Source organism: Crateriforma spongiae, assembly GCF_012290005.1.
In the GTDB taxonomy this organism is placed as follows: Bacteria; Planctomycetota; Planctomycetia; order Pirellulales; family Pirellulaceae; genus Crateriforma; species Crateriforma spongiae.
Genome location: NZ_JAAXMS010000009.1, coordinates 156,684 through 178,391 on the forward strand (window position 1 = coordinate 156,684; position 21,708 = coordinate 178,391).

18 protein-coding genes are annotated in these 21,708 nt (G+C 58.9%); 8 read left to right on the forward strand and 10 right to left on the reverse strand.

Annotated features, from left to right (window positions below; genetic code table 11):
- From HFP54_RS21525 to HFP54_RS21535, 3 genes are all read left to right on the forward strand, one after another.
- Positions 1 to 993, forward strand: coding sequence for a purine-nucleoside phosphorylase (locus tag HFP54_RS21525; RefSeq protein ID WP_168566740.1), 993 nt, complete (start codon positions 1 to 3; stop codon positions 991 to 993).
- A gap of 163 nt (positions 994 to 1,156) precedes the next feature.
- Entirely contained in the window at positions 1,157 to 1,858 is a 702-nt protein-coding gene (locus tag HFP54_RS25820; RefSeq protein ID WP_235952158.1) for a hypothetical protein, read from the forward strand.
- 36 nt (positions 1,859 to 1,894) lie between these two features.
- A complete protein-coding gene (locus HFP54_RS21535) occupies positions 1,895 to 2,971 on the forward strand; it encodes a hypothetical protein (protein WP_168566741.1) in 1,077 nt (358 codons plus the stop codon).
- Between the two features lie 28 nt (positions 2,972 to 2,999).
- Here the strand turns inward: HFP54_RS21535 and HFP54_RS21540 are convergent, their stop codons facing one another.
- The 4 genes from HFP54_RS21540 to HFP54_RS21555 all read right to left on the reverse strand — a co-directional run bounded on the left by HFP54_RS21540 (position 3,000) and on the right by HFP54_RS21555 (position 7,655).
- A complete protein-coding gene (locus HFP54_RS21540; protein WP_390658048.1) occupies positions 3,000 to 5,015 on the reverse strand; it encodes an NAD(+) synthase in 2,016 nt (671 codons plus the stop codon).
- Complete coding sequence (locus HFP54_RS21545) at positions 5,015 to 5,968, reverse strand: hydroxypyruvate isomerase family protein (RefSeq protein WP_168566743.1); 954 nt, start codon at positions 5,966 to 5,968, stop codon at positions 5,015 to 5,017. Before HFP54_RS21545 ends, HFP54_RS21540 begins: the two co-directional genes overlap by 1 nt.
- Before the next feature lie 223 nt (positions 5,969 to 6,191).
- Entirely contained in the window at positions 6,192 to 7,217 is a 1,026-nt protein-coding gene (locus HFP54_RS21550; RefSeq protein WP_168566744.1) for a type II secretion system F family protein, read from the reverse strand.
- Between the two features lie 147 nt (positions 7,218 to 7,364).
- Positions 7,365 to 7,655 (reverse strand): hypothetical protein, encoded by a 291-nt coding sequence (locus tag HFP54_RS21555; protein WP_146415986.1) that lies wholly within the window; start codon positions 7,653 to 7,655, stop codon positions 7,365 to 7,367.
- Between the two features lie 217 nt (positions 7,656 to 7,872).
- Between HFP54_RS21555 and HFP54_RS21560 the strand changes: the two genes are divergently transcribed.
- Positions 7,873 to 8,658: a sensor histidine kinase gene (locus tag HFP54_RS21560; protein WP_168566745.1), complete on the forward strand. Its 786-nt coding sequence runs from the start codon at positions 7,873 to 7,875 to the stop codon at positions 8,656 to 8,658.
- 41 nt (positions 8,659 to 8,699) lie between these two features.
- Here the strand turns inward: HFP54_RS21560 and HFP54_RS21565 are convergent, their stop codons facing one another.
- From HFP54_RS21565 to HFP54_RS21585, 5 genes are all read right to left on the reverse strand, one after another.
- The gene (locus HFP54_RS21565; protein WP_146415988.1) at positions 8,700 to 9,401 is read right to left on the reverse strand and encodes a DUF2461 domain-containing protein; all 702 of its coding nucleotides are present in this window, start codon (positions 9,399 to 9,401) and stop codon (positions 8,700 to 8,702) included.
- 33 nt (positions 9,402 to 9,434) lie between these two features.
- Positions 9,435 to 10,841 (reverse strand): DUF1552 domain-containing protein, encoded by a 1,407-nt coding sequence (locus tag HFP54_RS21570; protein ID WP_168566746.1) that lies wholly within the window; start codon positions 10,839 to 10,841, stop codon positions 9,435 to 9,437.
- Positions 10,842 to 10,926: 85 nt separating this feature from the next.
- Positions 10,927 to 13,380, reverse strand: a complete 2,454-nt coding sequence (locus HFP54_RS21575) for a DUF1592 domain-containing protein (RefSeq protein ID WP_168566747.1) — start codon at positions 13,378 to 13,380, stop codon at positions 10,927 to 10,929.
- Positions 13,381 to 13,603: 223 nt separating this feature from the next.
- Positions 13,604 to 14,578: a serine O-acetyltransferase gene (locus HFP54_RS21580; protein WP_168566748.1), complete on the reverse strand. Its 975-nt coding sequence runs from the start codon at positions 14,576 to 14,578 to the stop codon at positions 13,604 to 13,606.
- Between the two features lie 268 nt (positions 14,579 to 14,846).
- On the reverse strand, positions 14,847 to 15,275 hold the full coding sequence (locus HFP54_RS21585) for a hypothetical protein (protein ID WP_145293070.1): 429 nt from the start codon (positions 15,273 to 15,275) through the stop codon (positions 14,847 to 14,849).
- 414 nt (positions 15,276 to 15,689) lie between these two features.
- Between HFP54_RS21585 and HFP54_RS21590 the strand changes: the two genes are divergently transcribed.
- The 4 genes from HFP54_RS21590 (at position 15,690) to HFP54_RS21605 (ending at position 20,748) form a co-directional block, all read left to right on the forward strand.
- Positions 15,690 to 16,190 carry a hypothetical protein gene (locus HFP54_RS21590; protein WP_168566749.1) on the forward strand — a complete coding sequence of 167 codons (501 nt, stop codon included), beginning with the start codon at positions 15,690 to 15,692 and terminating at the stop codon, positions 16,188 to 16,190.
- Between the two features lie 68 nt (positions 16,191 to 16,258).
- Positions 16,259 to 18,178, forward strand: coding sequence for a DNA gyrase/topoisomerase IV subunit B (locus HFP54_RS21595; RefSeq protein WP_168566750.1), 1,920 nt, complete (start codon positions 16,259 to 16,261; stop codon positions 18,176 to 18,178).
- A gap of 161 nt (positions 18,179 to 18,339) precedes the next feature.
- Positions 18,340 to 19,710 carry a cellulase family glycosylhydrolase gene (locus tag HFP54_RS21600; RefSeq protein ID WP_168566751.1) on the forward strand — a complete coding sequence of 457 codons (1,371 nt, stop codon included), beginning with the start codon at positions 18,340 to 18,342 and terminating at the stop codon, positions 19,708 to 19,710.
- 225 nt (positions 19,711 to 19,935) lie between these two features.
- Positions 19,936 to 20,748, forward strand: coding sequence for a glycosyltransferase (locus HFP54_RS21605; protein WP_146416257.1), 813 nt, complete (start codon positions 19,936 to 19,938; stop codon positions 20,746 to 20,748).
- A 135-nt stretch (positions 20,749 to 20,883) separates the two neighbouring features.
- Here HFP54_RS21605 and HFP54_RS21610 read toward each other — a convergent pair whose 3' ends face one another.
- Entirely contained in the window at positions 20,884 to 21,708 is an 825-nt protein-coding gene (locus HFP54_RS21610; RefSeq protein WP_206036334.1) for a glycosyltransferase family 2 protein, read from the reverse strand.

Here is a 21,708-nt window from a genome sequence, read left to right on the forward strand (position 1 = left end):
ATGTTGATCGCACCGGACACCGGTCGTCCAGCGATCCGTCGTCCGACAACCGCGTTTTGCGTCGGTTTGACGCACCACCGTCGCTTCGCGTCGACCCGACGCACGACCGATCTCGTTCCTTTGCCTTCGCAACACACCGCCATGGCCAAACAGAACTCGACCGCGTCGCCCGACCGCGTCCTTGAACGCGCCGTGGACTTGGTCCGTCGGCAATGCGACCTCGTTCCCAAAGTCGCTGTGGTGCTGGGAAGCGGACTGGGCGGCGTTGCGGACCGGATCGACGCCGTCGCCACGATCCCTTTCGATTCCTTACCCGGCTTCGCCGCGTCGACCGCGGCCGGACATCGCGGCCAACTGATCCTTGGGCACATCGACGGCGTTGCCGTGGTGGCGATGGCAGGACGATTGCATCGCTACGAAGGTCATCGCCGTGACGCGATCGTTTTTCCGATTCAGTTGATGGCACAACTTGGTGCGGAAACTTTGATCGTCAGCAATGCGGCCGGCGGGATTGATCCGCGGCTGAACGTCGGCGACATCGTCCTGATCGACAGCCACATCGACTGGATCCATGGCGGACCCAACCGCACCGGCACTGCAATCTCCGGCGTTCTTCACCGCCAACCGCAAATCTATGATCCCCAATTGATGCAGTGGGCCTCGGACGCCGCGGTCGCCGACGGTTTCGCCATGCAACGCGGTACTTACTTGGCCACGACGGGACCGACCTACGAAACGCGTGCGGAGTACCGCATGATGCGACGCATCGGCGCGGACTTGGCCGGCATGAGTACGGTGCCCGAAACCATCGCCGGAGCGTCGATGGGGATGAGAGTCCTGGCGCTGTCGATGGTCAGCAACGTCGCCAATCCGGACCAACCGCAAGCAGCCAGCCACGAGGAAGTCTTGCAGGCCGGTCGCCAGGCGGCGGGGAAACTGGAATCCGTGGTTCGCTGCATCGTGTCGAAACATCGCAACCAGACGTCCGGGTGAACATTCGATTAGACTGAGGCGTTCCGCCAACTCTGTATCCCACCCGTCCTGGCATCCATGCGATTGTTTGACGGCATCGGTTTTCGGTCAGGCCCGGTCAACGGTCCCGCTTGATCGATCACGCGATCACCGGCAATCCCCGGATGCAATTAACCAGCCCTCCATGCGATTCGACCTTTCCGAACACGACCACGAATCACTGCGCAATGCGATCGCAGCGATTCCGATTCCCGATGACGGCGAAGATCTCCCTGTGGTTCAAGTCGACGGCGTGAAGGGACAACACGCCGCAATGATGCGTTTGGATCATCCGGTGCGAATTGAGGCCGAGGGCGACCTTGGTGACTTTGCGTTTGCCCATCATGCCCAGGCGACGGTTCGCTTGACCGGAAGCGTTGGAAACGGAGTGGGCGAAGGCATGCGCAGCGGTACGATCGGCATCCGTGGCAACGCGGGCGTCGGCCCGGGCGCTGCGATGCGTGGCGGAACGCTGGCGATTTACGGCAGCGTTGGCGACCGCTGCGGTGCTGCCATGCGTGGCGGCGAGATCTTCATCCGTGGTGATGCCGGGGACCACATCGGGATTGGCGCCTTGGGCGGCACGATCGTGATCGGCGGTAATGCGGGCCGCTGGATCGGCAATGCGCAAAGCGACGTGTCCATCTTCATCCGTGGTTCCGCCGAAAGCTTGGCCGAAGGCGTGACCGAAGCTCCCTTGCGTAAACGCGAGCAATTGCGATTAGGCCTGTTGCTGATCAATGCGTCCATACGAGGCGATGCATCGGAGTTTCGTCGAATCGTTCCCGATGCAAAACTGCATGCGGAACAAGCGCAGCAAGGCGAAGTGGTGCCGAACTGGCGATAGCCGTCCCGGCCAAAGACATCAAACAGAAAGAGACGAATGACCGCCGCGCTTTTGGATCCACTTCACCTGTTGCCACCTCCGACGACGCAGCCCTGGGATGCGTTGCGGAACCAATCCCCATCGCGACGCATTCGTCGGGCCGATGGGTCCGTCGTCAACATGCCGCTTCCGCTGTTTTGGTATGCGCCCGATTGGTACCTGTATCCGCTGGAAGTCTCGCGACACTTGGCGGCGGCGGTTGCCCAAATGGGCGTATGCGTTGCCGCACTTCGCAGCGAGGTCGCCGGCGGCGATCATCCCTCGCCGCTGCATGACGAAGCGATGCCACGCTTGGTTCCCTATCGGCCCGAACGCTATGGATTTCAGTGCACCGATTTTGATGACGCCCAGTTCGTCGATTTGCGACTGACATTGGTCCGTGAACCTTCCGGTCGATTCGCTTTCCCACCTGCCCAGGTTGCTCGCTGGGAATCGGATTCGGGCAAAGAAACCATCAGTGGTGGCGGTTGGGTGGAAGCCGCATCATTCCCGCCGGACGTGGCCGACTTGATGCATCTCGGATCCAAAATCGTCCAGATCCGTACGCTCAGCCCATCGGCCGCCGTGATGGTTTCGATCAATCCGATCGATTTGGACAACGAATTGCCCGCCATCTTGGACGCCGATCCCGATGGCATCATTCTTCGTGCCGACCGGTTCCATCTGACCGGCATTCAGCTGGCGAAACTAATCCAAAAGACTCGCCGGATCATTGATGACCGACACTCGGCAACGCTTCCGCTGTGGATCGTTCCCGGACCAATCACCGCGGACGATGCCGCAAAACTGATCGCCTTGGGGGCCAGCGCTGTGGCCATCGATGCTTGGTGCCATCCGCTGCGTGAAGAAGACTTTCGCCCCCCTGCGTCGGCAGCGGCGCGGTTGGGATTCACCGACAACAAGACACCGTCGGCACAGTCACATATTGATGCCATTGCCGCGACCCACCTTCGAGCTTCGATCGAACGTTTCACCGGTATGCTGCTGTCGACGCTGGACGGTTCGGTGTCCGAACGCCTGGGCACTTTCGACCAAGCATGGGCGGAAACGCTTGGCGTTCGCTTTCTGGGTTGAATGATCCGTTCGCCCCGGCCCACGCCCCTTAGCCGGCCGACGAATCGCGAAAGTCACCACCATTGCCATCACTTGGCATCCGCCAATCGCCCCGTGGCGACAAGCTGACGCTGCCCACCTTGGGACCATCCGGAACACAATTCCGCTTGAACTGGTTGGCAAAGAACCGCCGCAAGAACGTGTCCAACACCGTGGCGATATGCTCCGGTGCATAGTCTTGGTCGAACCGCGCGTGACCGGCTAAATGAAGGATCTTTTCCCGGCTGAAACCGTTACGAACGAAATGATAAAGGAAGAAATCGTGCAGCTCGTACGCACCGATGGACTGTTCGGTACTTTGCCGAATCGTCCCATCCGCGGCCGGCGGTAACAATTCTGGGGAAATCGGTGTATCAGCGATCCGATGCAGCACCTTCCGCAGTTCACCTTCGAAATAATGATCGGCCGCATACCGGACCAAAAAGCGAACCAGGGTTTTGGGGATCGATGTATTGACGTTGTACATCGACATGTGATCGGCGTTGTAAGTGGACCAGCCGAGAGCCTGTTCGCTCATATCACCGGTCCCCAGCACGAAACCTCGGTTCATCAACAGCATCGTCCGCACGCGAGCCTGGACGTTTTCGAACACCAAATCCGTGGCGTCGTCCGGTGTCGCAATCAGTTCGTCTTGCAGTTGCTGCACCGTGGTGTTGTCATCAATCGCGATGCCCAAAGGCTGGTGACCGAGCGACAGAAACGTGTCCAAACAAAGCGGGCGGATGTCGATGGTTTCACCACGAATCCCGGTCAGGTCGATCAACCGATCGGCGCTGGTTTTGGTGTGAGTGGTCGTCCCAAACCCTGGCATGGTGATTCCACAAATCGTCTGCAGGGATCGCCCGGTCGACTGACACGCCCGCACCGCGACCAACAACGCCAAGGTGCTGTCCAGCCCACCGGAGACCCCAATCGACAGCGTCGTGTCGTTGCCGATGCACGACAGACGTTTCGCCAGGCCGGCCGTTTGAATGGCAAAGATCTCGGCACACCGTGCGTCCAGTTCGGCGGATTCGTCCGGGACAAAGGGGTGAGCATCCACGCGACGCAGCAAATCGGTACGCTTCGTCAACGTCGAGGTCGGCAACGTGATGCGGCGATACGACTTTGGCAACTGAGGCAATAGGTCATCGAACGAACCGATCACCTGGCGATCATGTGCCAATCGCTGCAGGTCGACGTCGGCGACCGCAGTCGCTTCATCAAAAATCATCGGATCTCGTCCGTCACCGATGCGGCGCGACTCGGTCAGAACCGTGCCGTTTTCCGCAATCAGACAGTGTCCGCCGAAGACCAAGTCGGACGTCGATTCCAATCGCCCCGACGACGCATACGCATACGCCGCAATGCATCGCCCTGATTGGCTGGTCACCAGATCTCGCCGCCACGTTGCTTTCCCGATCGTTTCATTGCTGGCCGAAAGGTTCAGCAACACATTCGCACCGGCAACCGCGGCATGACTGGACGGAGGCACCGGAGTCCAAAAGTCCTCACAGATTTCGATCCCGATCACGGCGTCACGAATCTGAAATAACAGATCAGTGCCAAAGGGAATGTACCGTCCCGCCCACGACACATGATCCGGATCAGCATCGCCTGCCGGGCGAAAGTGTCGGCCCTCATAGAATTCCCGGTACGTCGGCAAATATGATTTGGGAACCATTCCCGCCAACTGGCCGTTCTGGATCACCGCGGCCACGTTCATCAACGACCCGCCGACCCGCCACGGCAACCCCACCACCATCACGCGATGGTTGCCACTGCTGGATTCGATCAGACGCGAAAGCCCGTCGGCAGTTGCCCGCAAAAGATCGTCTTGCGCGAACAGGTCGCCACACGTGTATCCGGTCAGCGCCAGTTCGGGCAACAGAATCAAATCGGCATCGACCGAATGAATCAACGATTCGATGGCGTCGACATTGGCCGACGGTTGTGCCACCGTGACTCGTGGGCTGGCGGCAGCGATTCGGAAGATACCGTGGGGAAAAGCTTCGTCAGATTCAATCACGCAAACGAATCCGCTTGTCGATAGGCTTCGATCACTTTGCGTTCACCATCGGCACCACGTTGGCTGTTGCCGTGTTCCATGCCGATCACGCCCTTGTAACCCTTTTGGTGCAAGTGCTCGAAGACGCCCTTGTAATTGATCTCGCCGGTGTAGGGTTCTTTTCGTCCCGGATTGTCACCCGACTGGAAGTAGGCAATCTCGCTATAGCAAGCGTCGATGTTGGGGATCAGGTTGCCTTCGGTGATCTGTTGGTGATAAATATCGAACAAGATCTTGCACGAGGGGCTGTTCACCGCACGACAGATTGCAAAGGCTTGATCGCTTTTCTGTAGGAAGGTTCCGCCGTGGTTGGCGTACCAGTTCAGCGGTTCCAATACCATGACCAAGCCATGGGGTTCGACCACGTCGACGCAGCGCCGCAGAGTGTCGATCACGTTGGCCGTTTGATATCCCATGGCCAAACGAGGGCCGCCGTATCGATTCCATTTTTCTTGTTCGCCATGCTGTTGATCAACGCTGCCGGGCACGACGGTGCACCATTTGGCATTGACGCGTTTGGCGATGGTGACCGCGTCGTTCATCTTGGACAAAATTTCCGCGGTGGTGTCATCGGCGGGGCGTGCGAACGTCGGCTTGTCGAAACTTCCATAAGCGACAAAGACGCCCATTTGCATGTTCAGATCGGAAAGCGTCTTCCCGATCTTTTCTTGCATTTCGGGCGTTTCACCCGGCAAGCCGTTGTATTCAAAAGCGGTGAATCCCTGGTCGGCACAAAACTTGATCTGATCAATCACGTCTTTGCCGGCCAAGTTCTTGAACATCCCGGGGTGCGGTGCATACCCCAAATTGAACTTCGGCTGCGATGACTGCTGAGCGGAAACGACACGCGACGTCATCGTGGCGGCCGCGGCAACTGCGGCGGATTTCAACAAGGCTCGTCGATCAAACATCTTCATCTTCCAAAGGCGGGGGGGGACGGGGGATCGGGTGGATCGGCATGCCAGTCGTTCAACATGCCTGAGCGTCACGGCCACCGGCATGCATTGGATCCCACGAATCGTTGGTCGAGTGCCATTTTAGTCGGCCGGTTCCGTTTCGGGTGCGGCCCCAAACGCGACCCAATGTTACGGTGCCGATTCCGGCCACCCACGGATCGGCGGGTGTTCAGCCCAATCAGATCGGCTCCAACGCTTGTCTGTACATGCCCATGACCGACATCAGCAAGCGGACGACGAAAAACACCAGCACCAAAATCATGGTGGCCCAAACCAAACCGCTGGCCAGCCCGGCGATCGCCCGCATGGCCGTCTTGGCACGCTCATCGTATTCGTTGGCAAGTCCGTCGATGGATTCGGCGTCCGTTCCAGACAGCTCGGCCACCTCCACACGACTGATGAAATCGTCAGGAAAAACGGACGCCGCTTCCAAAGCTCCCGACAACGTCGCGCCGCCGCGAATCGCCTGTTCCACTCGGTCCGACGCGGCCCGGTAGTAATCACTGTCAGTACTGTCCAAAGCCAACTGGATCGACCGGACCGGATCCAATCCGGCATCCAACGACAACGCCAATGTGCGACTGAAACGGGCCAACGTGATCGTTTGCAATGACGGTCCCAGACCCGGAATCATGTACAGCAGTGGAATCAGATTCTGGACTCCCGCAACGTTCCTGCTGAACGCCCAGAGTGCACCAAAAATCATGGCCAAAATCGCCAAGATGTAGCCCCAAAAAATCAGCACGCCACGGGGACCGCGTAAGCCCAGCCCCAGTACATCGCTCATCTGGCCGCCGGTTGCCGGCGTCAGGACGCCCAGAATCCAAATCAACAGACTCAGCACCCCCAGCCCCGCGACCAATTGCAAAACGGGCAACGTGATTGCGCCGATGAACGCGCGACGCAATGCCAGCTGAGTCTCGTAATGACTGGCCAGCGAAAACATTGTCCGTTCCAATCGACCGGTCGATTCCCCCACGCGAGTCATCGACTGTAAAAGCGGCGGAAAAAACTGACCGCTGCGTTTCATCGCCGCGTGCAACTGTTCGCCCTGAGATGCCTGGTCGGCCAAATCGTTCAATGCATCACGTTGCCGCGCCGAACCCTGCTTGGCCTCGGCACGCAACAAATCAACGATGTTCGCGCCGGCGTGCAGCCCCGTGCCGAATCGTCGTGTGAATCCGGCGACGGAACTGAGTTTCATGCGTGAAAAAAACATGGGGTCTTGCCGCCAAGCAAGTCGTCAAGGATCGATAACACCAAGCAGTCGCCCGGTATTGTGACCGATTCCGGCCGGTGCGTCATTGTGGCGGCGGGACGACGGAATTCAGCCGGCGTTTCGCTGTCCCATTCAGGCGGCTTTTGCGGACACGCGTGCCATGGACACCGCCGGATGAGCCGACGTGTCGCCGTTGGGTTCCTCCGTTGGTGACCGAAATTCGGCCAAGATCTGATCCAGTTGCTCCAACTGGTCCGCCGCGGTCTGGGTCATGTCCAGAAACAGGATTCGTCGCCGGCCCAGTTGGCACCAATCGGCACCGCGTCCGTCCAATGGCTCGGTGCGGACATGAAAACCCATCTGTGTCGCGTCCTGAATGCGCCATTTCAGTCGGCTGACGACGTGATCTTGAGTCGGTTTCATGCGATTTCGTCCAAGGCGACGAAGACACCCCCGAATCAGTGCAAAATTTGCGGCATCGCGGGGGTCGAAACAGGGAATTGAAACGGTGTCCGTGGACTTGGCAAGCTTTGCCGCGCTGATCATCTGCGGTATAGCAGGTCTGACGATGTTGACGATAGATCGGATAAAGCGACTTCGCCTTCAACCGCTCGCACAGCCGATCCGGACACTTGGACTTATGCCCACCACGCCATCGCCGTCGTCCTCACCCGCCACTACGCAACAACAACTGGAATTCTTGCAAGGACAGTTGCGCCAAAACCAAGCGTTGGCTGCGTTGGGGGCGCTGACCGGCACGGCGACGCATGAGTTCAACAATGTGCTGATGACGATCATCAACTATGCCAAGCTGGGGCTGCGCAACGAAGACACCGCCAGCCGCACCAAAGCACTGACGAAAATCTTGGAAGCGTCCGAACGCGCCGCGAAAATCACCGGGACGATCCTGGCACAGGCGCGGAACCGAAGCGATTCGCTGGAACCGACTAACCTGGTGGAAATCGTCGAAAGTTCCCTCGTGTTGTTGGAACGAGAGATGCGAAAGTATCGGATCGCCGTGGAAACTGATTTCGCCGACAACGCCCCCCGTGCCCAGGCCAGCGGGAATCAGATCCAGCGTGTCTTGCTGAACCTGTTGATCAATGCGCGGCAAGCGATGCCCGAAGGCGGCACGGTCTTGGTTCGCATCGCCCCCGGCGGGGAAGGTCGCTGTGTCGAATTAACGGTGCGTGATTCGGGAACCGGGATCCCCGCGGACAAGTTGCCCAAGATCTTCGAACCATTTTTTACGACCAAATCCGGTCCCGATGATTCGGGCAAGGGTGGGACCGGGTTGGGCCTGGCGGCTTGCAAAGAAATCATCGACCGCCATGGCGGTCGCATCCGTGTCGAAAGCACCGTCGGCGTGGGCACCGCCTTCATCATTCGATTGCCCATCGCCGGTGACCAACAAGCAGCCGCCTAGCAACAGCCGTCCGCCACCAATTCATCGGCGGGGCCCCCGCGTCAGTACGGCACTTCCACTGCATCGCACAGAAACCGCATCAACGGTCGGGCGGCTTTCATTCGGTCGCTTAGCGTGGCAATCACATCCGGTGCAAGCAGTTGTTGGCGGCTCAGTGGTGCAAGACCGATGAAATCGATCCGCCGCAAGTCTTCGATCTGGGGATGATCTTTGGGATAGTCGCGCGGAGAAGTCTTCAATGATTCGCCGGTCAGTTCGTAATACCGGCGAAACGTCTTATGATCTCGCGTTTTGATCCAGCCCTTGGGATCGCGGTCGATTGCCGCGCGAATGGCGGCCAACGTCGAACGTTCCGGTCGCCAACACCCGGCGGCAAAAAAGCATTCGTCGGCGGCCAGATGCAAATACATCCCAGGGGCGTGAATATCGCGATCGGCTTCATGACGCAGCGAAATGCCGACGTTGGTTTTGTACGGCGTTTTATCTTTGCTGAAACGCGTATCCCGATAGATACGGATCAGCGATCCGCCCGTCTTCTTGGCGATCGCTTGTAAAAAGGGAGCGGTTCGTCGCAGCGGAACCGCCAATTGCTGGATCAATTCCAACGCCGGTTGGCGAACGTCGGACTCATAGCGTGACTTATTCTCCGCAAACCAGTCGCGATCGTTGTTCTGTTGCAATTCCTCCAGAAAGCGGAACAGATCTTCGCTGATCGGCGAAGTTTTGGCGGATCGTTGAGCCATCGATATCCGGTATCCCGTGCGACGTGTTGTGAATCAGGCCAAATCCAATGGCCCGGTGCTGGTGCTGAAACGTTGCTCGTCGATTCCCATGTTCTGGGCCATCGACAGGAACAGGTTACACAACGGAGTCGGCTGCGCGGCGGTCAGGCGACGGCCACGCCGGATGCCGGCCGATCCGCCGCCAAAGAACAACAGTGGCAGATTCTCGGTGTCGTGTTTGTTGCCGTCCCGCAGCGTCGAACCGAACATCACCATACAGTGATCCAACAACGTCCCGTCGCCTTCGCTCAGGTTTCGCATTCGGTCAATCAAATACGCGACCTGTCCGATGTGCCACGTTCCGATCGCCTCGTACTGCCGCAGTGTGCTTTCTTCATTGCGATGATGCGACAATCCGTGGAACGACCCTTTGACCCCGTCGATGAAGGAGAAGTTTCGCCCCGTTTGGGCGTTGCCCATCATGAACGTCGCGATCCGAGTGGTATCGGTCCAAAACGCCAACACCATGATGTCCATCATCAAGCGAACATGCTCCACGTGACTGTCGGGGATGCCCGGTCCCGGTCGCTGGATGCCCAGATCGCCTTCGTTGATCCATCGTGCCTTCGGCTTGCGTGAAGATTCGATCCGTCGTTCCACGCTGCGCACGCTTTCCAAATACTCGTCCAGCTTGCCACGGTCTTCGCGCCCCAATCGTTTGGAAAATGATCGAGCGTCTTCGCGAACCGCGTCCAAAACACTCGTTTCGTCGCGGTGCATCGATTCCCAAACCGCCCGATGATGCGGGTTCAATCCGGATACCGGTGTCGAACGGACGCCGCGAAACAACCGATCGAATGCCAACTGGGGAACGATTTCGTTGGGCACCGGTGTGTGCCGGTCTCGCCACGCGATATGCGATCCATAAATACGAGTGAACCCGCCGCCCACGTTGTCCACACCCGTGTACGCCGAATCGACTCCCAATTCCAAAGTCGGCAAAGGTGTTTTGTGCCCGATCCGCTGAGCCATCCACTGGTCGATCGACGTGCATCCGGTGTCCATGTCGCGACCGGACGTCCGCAATACGTGGCCGCCCGACAAAAACGCCGGGACCTTGGGCCAGTGCCCGTTGCCGCCGGCCAAGTCGGGATGATGAAAATTTTCCAACAGGATCAATTCGTCGCCGACATCGGAAAGCGGTCGCAACATTGGGGTCCAATCGAACTGGTCACTGTCGGGCGTTGCGACCGGGTTCCAGTTGGCCGGGTTCACCCCGTTGGGCATGAACAAGAACGCCGAACGCATCGGCGGCCGATCCAACGTCTTTCCGTTGACCTCACGTCCGGCAGCAGAATTCGATCCGGCCATCGCCCCCAGCCAGGGAAGTCCGACCGAAACACCCGCACCGCGCAAAAGATGGCGGCGGGAAACGGGATTGCTGCGTCGAATGAATGCCATCACGAATTCCGGTTTGTCGACAGGTTTTGGTAAGTGAAGATAGAAGTCAGCGTGCTTGGGAATCGGAAACGAACACCAGTTCGCATCAGTGCTCCACCGATTCGACGGTACCGGCAGGCCCTTGGCGGAACCGGAACGGCAAACTTTGCACCACCGCATGAATCAGGTCCGCGGTCGTCGTTTCCGGCTGAATCGCTTGATCGACCAACGATTCAATCGTGCAACTGTCGGCGTCTTCCAAGCTACGGGCCAGGGCATAGCCGAGCAAACGACGCACGTATTCACGGGCAAACGATTCGTGTCGCTGTCGCAACACCGTCCGCAATTGGTTGACGTCTTCAAAGGTCGTCCCGTCGGGCAGGCGTCCGGACGTGTCGATCGCCTGACCGCCCTGGGACTCGCTTTCGCGATAACGGCCCAACACATCAAAACACTCCATCGCGAATCCGATCGGATCGATCAAATCGTGACAGGCCGCACAGGTCGGGTTCTGTCGGTGTCGCTGCAGACGTTCACGAACCGTTTTGCCGTCTTGTTCCTTTTCACCGCCCGGTAATTGCCCGGCATCGGGGGGCGGCGAGGGCACGCGAGCCCCCAGAAGCGTTTCCAAGACCCAACCGCCTCGCAACACCGGGCTGGTTCGTCGCGAATAGCTGGTCAGCATGTGGACGGCCCCCAAACCCAAGACGCCGGCACGTCGTCGGTCGGGCGAATCGGATGATAAATCCAGCCGATAGAATGGTCCCAAGTCGACGTCATCGTGTTCGCCTCCCCAGCGTCCATTGGCGGGTTTCGGAGTCGATTCATCGTCGGCGAACTCTCCGATGCGGTAGTGCCGGGCCAACACATCATTGACGATCACATAGTCCGCATCGATCCAATCGATGATCGGGCGGTCGTTCCGCATCATGTGGTGCATCAACGCACCGACCTGGGCTCGCAGCGAACGCACCAACATGGGGTTGTACGCGGGTTTGAAAAAATTCGTATCGGGAATTTTGGTGTTCCCGACCGCAACGGTGCCCAACCACTGGCCGGCGAACGATTCGGCAAAGCGAACACTGCGCGGATCGGCGATCATCCGGTCCACTTGGCGTCGCAATTCGTCCGGATGCGAAAGCTGGCCCGATTCAGCCAACGTCAACAACGTTTCATCCGGCAACGAGTGCCACAGAAAGAACGACAATCGAGAGGCCAATTCGAAATCACTGACCGCGACGATTCGCTCCGGTGCAACCGACCGTTCGCCGACAAACAAAAAGTTTGGCGAAACCAATATGGCGATCAAAGGCAACTTCATCGACCGAAGGATGCCGTCGCCGCGGTCCAAGCCACGATCGATCAACGTGGCCAACCGATCACGCTGCCCGTCGCTCAGCGGTCGTCGCCAAGCAAGACGTGCGAACCGATCAATCGCTTGCAGGGCTTGCTCCCGATTGCATTTCGGATCGAACGACAACGCGGATTCGGTCGTCTGACCCAAAAATCGTCGCATTGCCGACAACCGTTTTCTCAACTCAGATCCACCCGTCTGGATCGCAAGTCGATCCAACGCGACGCGACACTGTTGATCCGGTGCGTCTTGGTGCTCGATGGCCCAGCGTCGATAGATGTCGGAATTTTGTCGACGCTGACGTTCATCCTCTTGGCCGCCGCGGATGTCCCGTTGGGGCAAACCCACCAACAAGCCTTCGGCCGCAGGCGTCGACTCCACCGTTTCATCGACGCCGGTGGTCCGACCAACCGTATCCAATCGAATTTGGTGGGGGCCGGCAGTCAAGGAAAGTAAGATCCAACCGACCCGATGCCCACCCTCACTTTGCAAGTTCACGGTTTCAGCGACGCGGCCATCAACGGTGACCTGGACGTGGGCCACACCCGATCCCTCCGGTGATCGGATCAGCAATCCGCAATCCCGGTCGGTTGGCATCACGACCAGCGTTTGTTCGGACCAGCGAACCAATGGCGGCGGCGTCACGATCAATCGATCGGCGACCTGGCCGGCAACCTCAAGATACCGTTCCATCAACAGCGGAGGCAGGAACAAGGTTTCGGCGTTGTTGTCGAATCCCTCGCCACCGCTGCCGTCGGCTGGAAAAGTTTCGACAAAGTCAAAACCCAATCCCGTCAGGTCGTTGATCGCGTGAGTGTATTGGTCGCGATTCAAACGCCGTGGCTGGACACTTCCGACATATTCTTCTCCGGTGCAAGCCGTCGTTCGCAGATGGTCCTCGATCCAGCGTGCCAGTTGTAGGCGTTGGGATTCGCTGGGCTGATCCGCGTCGGCCGGCGGCATCGTGCGGTGATTCAGTTGCTGGGCGACACTGGACCAAATTTCGCGTTGGTGTTGAATCTGCGCCGCCGTTTTCGAACGCAGAAAGCCGACCGGATCATCCGCATCCTCGGGATGATGACAATCGCCACAGAATTCCACCAACAGCGGGCGGACCACGTCGACAAAATGGGTCTGGCTGATCGGTTGCGTCGGCGGCGGACCGGCCACTGAGGGCGGATCCGATCCGGCGGTCGGCAGCATCATCCACAACCAAACCAACGCGAGGGCGGCCGGTCGGCGAGACGGAAGAAGATCGTGATGGGGCACAGGCTGGCGAGCGGAAGGCGGGTGGGCGGGGCAGGTCCGTGCAGGCGGGGGCGACCAATCCATCGTGGTTCGTCACGCCTGCAGTATGTCCCGTCTGCAACCGAGGGGCAAATTCTGCCGACCTGCCGACCTGCTACCTGCTACCTGCTACCTGCTAGCCCTAAATCTGATAATTGCCCGCCGGCGTCATTTCCTCGCTCGGTTCTTCACTGCCTTTGACCCGCAGTTGAGGCTTCTCCAACATCACGGTGGTTCCAGGCGAAACACTTTTGGTGATCCACACGCTGGATCCGATCACCGAATCGCGACCGATCACCGTGCGACCACCCAAGATGGTTGCGTTGGCATAGACCACCACCTGGTCCTCGATGGTCGGGTGACGTTTTTTGCCACGGATCAGCTGTCCGGTCGAATCGGTTGGAAAGCTCAGTGCCCCCAACGTCACACCTTGGTACAGCTTGACGTGGTTTCCGATTTCACAAGTTTCCCCGACCACCACACCGGTGCCGTGGTCGATGAAAAAGTATTCACCGATTTCCGCGCCCGGGTGGATGTCGATACCGGTTTGCTTGTGAGCCCACTCGGTCATCATCCGCGGGATGAAGGGCACCTGCAGTCGGGTCAGTTCGTGCGCGATCCGGTACACCGTGATCGCTTCGAATCCCGGATAGCAGAAAACGATTTCGTCGGTGGTTTGACAGGCCGGATCACCGTCAAAGGCGGCTTGCACGTCGGTGGCCAAGACCGCCCGCAGTCGCGGGATGCTCTTGAGCAATTCGATGGCCATCGCCTGGCCCTTGGCCTCGAAATCAACGTCGCTTTCGCAATCGCCGTGGTTGTGCTTGACCCGATCCTCGTGCCGAAGCGCCCGAGCGATTTGGGCGGTCAGCGAATCATGCAGCTGATCGATCAGACCGCCGACGTGATAGTGGATGTTGCCACTGTGAAGTCCCGTCTTTCGGCGATAGCCCGGATACAGGATGTCCTTCAGGTCCAACAGGATGTCGGTGATCGCCGTGTAATTGGGCAGCGGACAGTGGCCCAAATGATTGATCACGTCATCGGGCGTGTACGTCGACACGATTTGTTCGGTCAGACGCGGAAGCTGTTCTTTAAGACGGAAATCCGATGCCACGCTAACACTCTCTTTTGCTGATCAATCGCCGTGGGAATGACATCCGTTGCAAGGATGACGGGGGTGCACCGCCAAAGGTTCGTCCGATGCGATCAAACCGGAAAACGGTCCGATCGACAATGGTGCTCCGCCGCTGGAAACCGCCGATCCCCCGCCAAGGTGGCCGAAACCACGCGCACACACGGGCCACCATCAAATGGGGCCCGCGTGTATGCGAAGGCGTTCGTCGTGCGAACCGCATGCCGCGATTCTTGCGGTCATCGGTCGCCTAGCGACCAATCGACGGCGGGTTGTCCAGCAGGAAATCGCGGGGGCCGCGGTGCGTGTAGTACGGGTACGCGGTTTGTGCCGACGGCGGGCCGGGCTGGAACGGCTGGCTGTTCAGCACCGTGCTGGTGTCGTGTCCCAGCAGCCCCGGGTTCAGGTGGCTGCTGTAATTGTGACCGCCCTGTTGCCAACCGATCGGGCCGGCCACACAGCCGTTGCGGCAACCGTTGCAGTTGTTGCACGAGTTGCAGTTTTTCTTGCCGCCGAGCTGTCCCAGCAATCCGCCACCGGAATTGCATTCGTTGCACTGGCAACTGTTGGTTTGGCAGCTGTTGCAATCATTGCAGCCGCCGCGGGTGTTGTGGTGCAGGCATCCGGTGGCGGACATCAACAGTCCCACCAACGATCCGATCATCAGCCAACGATTCATTTCTCGAATCCTTCCGAGTGTCTCGCCACCTAAGGCAGCTACGTTTCATCAATCCATCCGCGCGGCGACCGGGCAGTCGGACGAGACAGCCGAAATCCTGGTCCCGGTGATTCCCGGGATGGCTGCCAGCACCGACGCATGGGCCCCAGCGGTCTGGGTTCCTTCGTCTGGTGCTAATCATTCGGACGCCGCCGCCGTGTGGATGCAACCAATCGGCTTAACCGGCCCAGACCGAACGCGGACACGCCCGAAGAAAATCAGCAAATTGCCCATCTTGCCATTTGATAGCATTCCAGCGTCGCTTCGCGTCGGAAAATCCGGGTTGAAGTCGGTTCGCCAAAGATGTTAGCGGCACAGTCGCAGAGCCCGCGAAAGCGGAACGATCCGATCCGAAACGACCCCAAGGGTGATTCGATGACTGGCCGATGCGAACGACGTCTCTGGCAAGCCGACCGACACGAAACGATTGAAAACCGCGGCGCCGAAAACGACCGCGTGCCGGCCGGACGCACCGGCCGATGGACGTCGACTGGAACCTGGACGCTGGCTGGGATCTGGACGCTGGCTGGGATTTTGTGTCTTGCCATCGCGACGCCCGTCGCCGCCCAGATCACGGCCCCCCGAACACTGTCGACGGTCCCCGATCGCACGGCAAACCTGGAAGAACAGCTGACCAACCGTCTGCGTGCCGTCGCCCCGGACCAACAGGCGTTTGTTCGGCACATCGTCCGACTGACCGAACAGGACCGCTTGGACCTGAAATTGGTGGTCGCGGTCGAACGTTACGCACTGAAACGCAATTCCGTGTTGCCGTTTCCTTATTTCGAGCGGGCGATCCGCTATCTGGCTGAAAAACGTGGACTGACCATTCCCGCCGTTCGGCAATTCGCAACCACGGCCGCCCCCACCCCCTGACGCGGCGATCGCGTCGGCTGGCTAGGCCGGCATTCCGAAATCCGGGCCGATGAAGCATACTTCGGTCCATGAGCAAATCAGCTAACGGAAACAGTTACGCGGCGAAAGACATTGTCGCCCTGGAAGGACTGGAACCGGTCCGCAAACGCCCCGGCATGTACATCGGCGGCGTCGGATCGGCCGGCCTGCATCACCTGATCTGGGAAATCGTCGACAACAGTGTCGACGAGGCGATGAACGGGCATGCCAGCGAAATCACGGTCACGCTGCACAAGGACGGCAGCACGGTGTCGGTCTCCGACAACGGCCGCGGCATCCCGATCGATAAGCACCCACAGACGAAAAAGCCGGCGCTGGAAATGGTGCTGACCGTCCTGCACGCGGGCGGCAAATTCGAAGGCAACAATTACAAGACCGCCGGCGGTCTGCACGGCGTCGGTGCCAGCGTCGTCAACGCGCTCAGCAAAGAACTGACCGCGGTCGTCCGTCGCGACGGCAGCCAATTCCGGATGACGTTTTCCAAGGGCGTGCCGACGTCCAAGCTACAGAAACTGCGGGGCACGGTTCGTGGCAGCGGGACGATGATCACGTTCACGCCCGACCCGACCATCTTTCCCAAAACGACGTTCGACAGCGAAACGATCCGACATCGCTTGGAAACGGCCAGCTTTTTGCACCGCGGGCTGAAGGTCACCTTCGTCGACGAAACCCAGGGCACCAAGCAGACCTATCTGCACGAAGAAGGCATCGTCGACTATCTGCGAAAGGTGCTGAAGGATCGAAACGCCAAACCGATCCATGAGTCTCCGTTCACGTTGAACCAAGACGCCGATCCACGGATGGAGATCACGCTGCAGTGGACCGAATCGACCGACGAACACATCCGCAGTTACGTCAACGGTATCCCGACCGGCAGCGGCGGCACCCATGAAAACGGATTCCGTGGCGGATTGACCAAAGCGGTCCGCAACTACATCGACACTCACAACCTGACGCCGCGGGGTGTGAAGATTTCACCCGAAGACATTCGCGAAGGCTTGGTCGCGATTGTCAGCGTGTTCATCTCCGAACCGCAATTCCAAGGTCAAACCAAAGACCGATTGAACAATCCCGAAGTCCAGGCCGCGGTCGAAGGCGTCGTGCGTCCGTCGGCCGAACAATGGATGAACAACAACCGCAGCATTGCTGATTCGATCGTCGCGCGGATCATCGCCGCCGCTCGGGCCCGCGCCGCCAGCCGCGCCGCCAGCGAAGCGGTGTCACGAAAGACCGCCGGCAAACGCAGCCTGTTGCCCGGCAAGCTTTCCGATTGCATCTCGACCGGCAAAGGGTACAGCGAACTGTTCATCGTCGAAGGTGACAGCGCCGGTGGCAGCGCCAAACAAGGCCGCGACCGAAACACCCAAGCGATCCTGCCGCTGCGTGGAAAAGTGCTGAATACTGAAAGTGCGACGCTAAAGAAGATCTTGGAAAACAAAGAAATCCAAGACATGATCGCGGCGTTGGGGTGCGGCATCGGCACCAACATGAACGTCGCCAGTCTGCGTTACGACCGTGTGATTCTGTTGGCCGACGCCGACAGTGACGGGCATCACATCACGACGTTGCTGCTGACGTTCTTCTATCGTCACATGCCTCAGCTGATCGCCGACGGTCGGCTGTTCATCGCCGTCCCGCCGCTGTATCGCATCGACATCGGCAAAGAAACTTACTGGGCGGCCGATGAAGCCCATCGCGAAGAAATCTTGGCCCAGCACGGCGGCCGCGCCAAACCGGAAATCACCCGCTTCAAGGGACTGGGCGAAATGATGCCCAACGTCCTGTGGGAAACCACGTTGAATCCGGCCACGCGAAAACTGGAAAAGGTGGAAATCGACGACCACCTGGAAACCGATCGTGTGATCAGCGATTTGATGGGCCGCGACGCGTCGGCACGATTCCGGTTCATCATGGACCGGGCCGAAGACGCCGTCGAAATCGACGTCTAATCGAACGCCCTTGTGCTCGTCATGACGACGCAATGAAAGCCGAAAAGAGCACCGAAAAAGAATTTATGGCGAATCCACCGCAGACAGCTTCACTTAGGTAAACGCCCTACCATACTCTGGGGGTGCGGCATTCCGCCGCTTTGCCTCTCAAGAGATGGATCATGAGCCTGCAATATTTTTCGCTGAATCCTTGTTGCTTTCACATTCGGCCCGCCCGCATTGCGTTCGGCTTTGCGGCTTGTCTGCTGCTGCTTGCCCCGACCGGCGTCACCGCCAAACAGCCGTCCGGGCGCGGCGAACCGTCGGCATCCAAGAAGGTCCAAGACCCGTCGCGTGTCATCGTCCGGCGGACGGCCTGGGGCAAAACGGTCACCGGATCGACCGGACAACTGCTTCGCGGCGGTGTGATCCCGGTGTTCAAGTACCGGCGTGATTTGATCGGTACCGAACATGGTCCGGCGACCGATTACGCACGCGACCCCGAATTCTATGACCAGATGAAAGCCGCCGGTGTGAATGCGATCCGGCTGGTCTTCTTTGACCCGTGGCAACGTTCCCACGGCGACTACGTGACCGATCAACCCTATCCCTACATGCCGATCACGGTGCAGGACGTCTATCGCCAAGGCTTGGCCGATGAAGGTGATCGCAAGGCCGCCAAACGCGTGCTGCGGGAAGAACGTGACAAGCTGTTCGATGACTTTGACACCATCATCGACTTGGCCGCCCAGCGTGGCATGTATGTGATGATCAACTATCACGACGTGTTCGGGTACACCGATCCGGATTTTGCGGGCGGAATCCCGACAAACGACTGGCAATTCGGATACACCGACACCCAAACCTACCTGAACAAGTTTTGGAACTGGATGTCCAAACGCTACAAGAACCGAACGCACGTGTTCTTTGAATTGATGAACGAACCGGTCGGCTATCACCCCAACGACTATTCCGACGATGACATCCAAGCGATCTATGACTTGTACCGCCGTGTCCGCCGCCGGGCCCCCAAGACACACTTGGTATTGGGCAGCTTCGTCACGCCGGCCAGCTGGAACGAACGCACGATGTTGGCGATCGCCGACCAGTGGGAAAGCATGGGCGTCGATTTCACCAACGCATCGATCGGCTATCACGGATACGACACTTCCAACCTGCCTTGGACCAGTGACGACGTCACGGAAGTCGCACAGAAGTACGCGATTCTGAACACCGAACAGAATTTCCCCCAGTATGTCGACGACGGAACCCCGGATCCCGACGCACCCGGATACGACGGCGACTTTTATGGTCACCAGTCGATGGAGCGTTTGAACATCAGCTGGTTTTCGTGGAACACCGCCGGACCGTATGAGTTCGAAACCAACTTTGAAGGCTTGCTGCGTGCCGAAGCCGCCGCGAAAGGCTTCCTGTGGGACGCCGAACTTTGGCTGGCCGATTTGGTGCAGTACTACCAAAACCAGCGAGGCTTTTTCGCCCGATTCATCTACTACGCACTGAAGTGCTACTTCTGGCGGGTGACGTTCTACTAACCTCCCGCCTCGGTTGGATGCTTTCCGGCGATCGGCTCGCTCAGGTCGTCGGCGATATCGGGCCAGCGGCTTGCCTTCCGTACAACCGCCATTGGGGGCGGCTGGCCCGGCAAAAAGGGCGAAATTGCCATGGCGTTTGGGAACCGGAATCCCCTAAGTTCGCCGGTGTTAAAAGGACCGGCTGTCGATCGGTCCGTGACCGCATCGCATGGAAGGTTTGATTCAATGGTCACCGTGGTCTGCACCCGCTGGCTGGACGCGTTTCCCGCTTCGTACGTTACTGTGCTACGCAACGCTGTGGCGGCCAGTCTGAAGCGTCCCCACCGTTTCGTCTGTGTGACGGACAACCCGGACGGGTTGGAAAACGGGGTGGAAGGCGTCGAGATGCCGGATCTGGGAATTCCGCTGCAATACCAACGTCGCGGGTGTTGGCCCAAGCTTTCGATCTTCACGCCGGGATTGCTTCCGGCCGACCAGCCGACGCTGTACTTGGATCTGGACGTGATGGTCCGCCAAGACCTGGATGCCTTTTTTGAACGCATCGAATCCACCGGCGGGTTTCACGCGCTGCGGGAATGGAACCCGACGATCTGGAGCATGGTTCCACTGGCCATGCGACCGCACCGTGGCGTGCAGGGTTCAATCCTGGGCTTCTATCCCGGCGAACAAGCCAAACTGTTTCACAAGTTTTATGACCAGAAGGAACACTGCTTCGAAGCGTTTCCGCTGGATCAGGATTTCCTGAGCGAAAACGCCCAGTCGCCTCAAGACTGGCCCTTCGCTTGGACCGCCAGCTTCAAGTGGCACTGCTTGCACTATTACCCGATCAACCAAGTGCTGACAAAAATCCACGAGCCCAAGAACGCCAAAGTCGTCGTCTTCCACGGCAACCCGCGTCCGATCGATGTGGTGCCGCTGGGTGATTATCGCTGGGGCACCAAACGCAAGTTTGGTCACGGGCCGGTCGACTGGGTTCGCGAATACTGGCTGCGTCACGACCCGACCTGGACGGATGCGGCACCGGCCAAAGCGGCCTGATCGACGCACGAGATAAACAAGACCAATCGCCCACAGGGTTGCCGAAGCGGTGCTTCGGCAACCTTTTCTTTTGGCCTCACCGCATCGGCACACACACCCTCCGGTGCGACGAATGGAAACTGCGTCCGGTGCAAACTAGGCGGCTGCGGCCGCCGAATCATCCACGATGCCCCAAGGCGTCCGGGTGCGACCAGATACCTTGGTCTGTTGCCGGATCCGATCGTTGTTTGCCCACATTTCCTTGGTCACATAACCACGATCGTGATCCAAATGCAAACAGATCGCGGTGTATCGGATCTGAATGCCTTTCATGCCGGCGTTGACCAAACGTTCGCCCAATTCGCGATCTTCGCCGCCGTATTGCATCCGAGTGTCAAATCCGTTGGCGGCGATCAAGTCTGATTTCCACGTACTGCTTTGCGCCCCGTTCCACGACGCCACGGTCGGCGTCATTCGGTTCATCAAACGACCGATAGCGGCGGGGGCGGCGATGCGTGCGTTTTTCCAACGCAGGGGCTGTCCGGCGTCTCGCAAAAAACGGTGCGTGAACGCGCGGCCCGATTCAATGTCGGCTTGCCCGATCGCATGACTGACCGGCCGTGTCAATTTGAAGTATCCCGCCGACAGATAGTGCCCCGGTCTGGCCATCGATTTGTGCAATGCGACGACATCGCGACGCGGAACACAATCGCCATCGGTCAGCATCAAATAATCGCAATCGTTTTGTTCAATCGCACGATTCAGGATCTCAGTCTTCCGAAACCCGTCGTCGGTGTGCCAAACGTGGTGCAAGTTCAAGCGACCGCGTTGCCGAAAGTCATCTACCAACCGACGTGTTTCGGATCCCGATCCATCGTCGGCGATGATGGTGTCAAAGTCGCCGTCGGTTTGACATTCGTAGCCCCACAGAACCTTCTGAAGCCACTGTGGCGAATTGTAAGTGCTGATGATCACACCCAT

Excerpts from the sequence above, each read along its gene's own strand:
- HFP54_RS21585 (WP_145293070.1), bottom strand. The coding sequence starts at position 15,275 with ATGAATCGTTGGCTGATGATCGGATCGTTGGTGGGACTGTTGATGTCC.
- HFP54_RS21605 (WP_146416257.1), top strand. The coding sequence starts at position 19,936 with ATGGTCACCGTGGTCTGCACCCGCTGGCTGGACGCGTTTCCCGCTTCG.
- HFP54_RS21545 (WP_168566743.1), bottom strand. The coding sequence starts at position 5,968 with ATGTTTGATCGACGAGCCTTGTTGAAATCCGCCGCAGTTGCCGCGGCC.
- HFP54_RS21570 (WP_168566746.1), bottom strand. The coding sequence starts at position 10,841 with ATGGCATTCATTCGACGCAGCAATCCCGTTTCCCGCCGCCATCTTTTG.
- HFP54_RS21560 (WP_168566745.1), top strand. The coding sequence starts at position 7,873 with ATGCCCACCACGCCATCGCCGTCGTCCTCACCCGCCACTACGCAACAA.
- HFP54_RS21595 (WP_168566750.1), top strand. The coding sequence starts at position 16,259 with ATGAGCAAATCAGCTAACGGAAACAGTTACGCGGCGAAAGACATTGTC.
- HFP54_RS21555 (WP_146415986.1), bottom strand. The coding sequence starts at position 7,655 with ATGAAACCGACTCAAGATCACGTCGTCAGCCGACTGAAATGGCGCATT.
- HFP54_RS25820 (WP_235952158.1), top strand. The coding sequence starts at position 1,157 with ATGCGATTCGACCTTTCCGAACACGACCACGAATCACTGCGCAATGCG.
- HFP54_RS21550 (WP_168566744.1), bottom strand. The coding sequence starts at position 7,217 with ATGAAACTCAGTTCCGTCGCCGGATTCACACGACGATTCGGCACGGGG.
- HFP54_RS21535 (WP_168566741.1), top strand. The coding sequence starts at position 1,895 with ATGACCGCCGCGCTTTTGGATCCACTTCACCTGTTGCCACCTCCGACG.
- HFP54_RS21525 (WP_168566740.1), top strand. The coding sequence starts at position 1 with ATGTTGATCGCACCGGACACCGGTCGTCCAGCGATCCGTCGTCCGACA.
- HFP54_RS21600 (WP_168566751.1), top strand. The coding sequence starts at position 18,340 with ATGAGCCTGCAATATTTTTCGCTGAATCCTTGTTGCTTTCACATTCGG.
- HFP54_RS21610 (WP_206036334.1), bottom strand. The coding sequence starts at position 21,708 with ATGGGTGTGATCATCAGCACTTACAATTCGCCACAGTGGCTTCAGAAG.
- HFP54_RS21575 (WP_168566747.1), bottom strand. The coding sequence starts at position 13,380 with ATGATGCTGCCGACCGCCGGATCGGATCCGCCCTCAGTGGCCGGTCCG.
- HFP54_RS21565 (WP_146415988.1), bottom strand. The coding sequence starts at position 9,401 with ATGGCTCAACGATCCGCCAAAACTTCGCCGATCAGCGAAGATCTGTTC.
- HFP54_RS21590 (WP_168566749.1), top strand. The coding sequence starts at position 15,690 with ATGACTGGCCGATGCGAACGACGTCTCTGGCAAGCCGACCGACACGAA.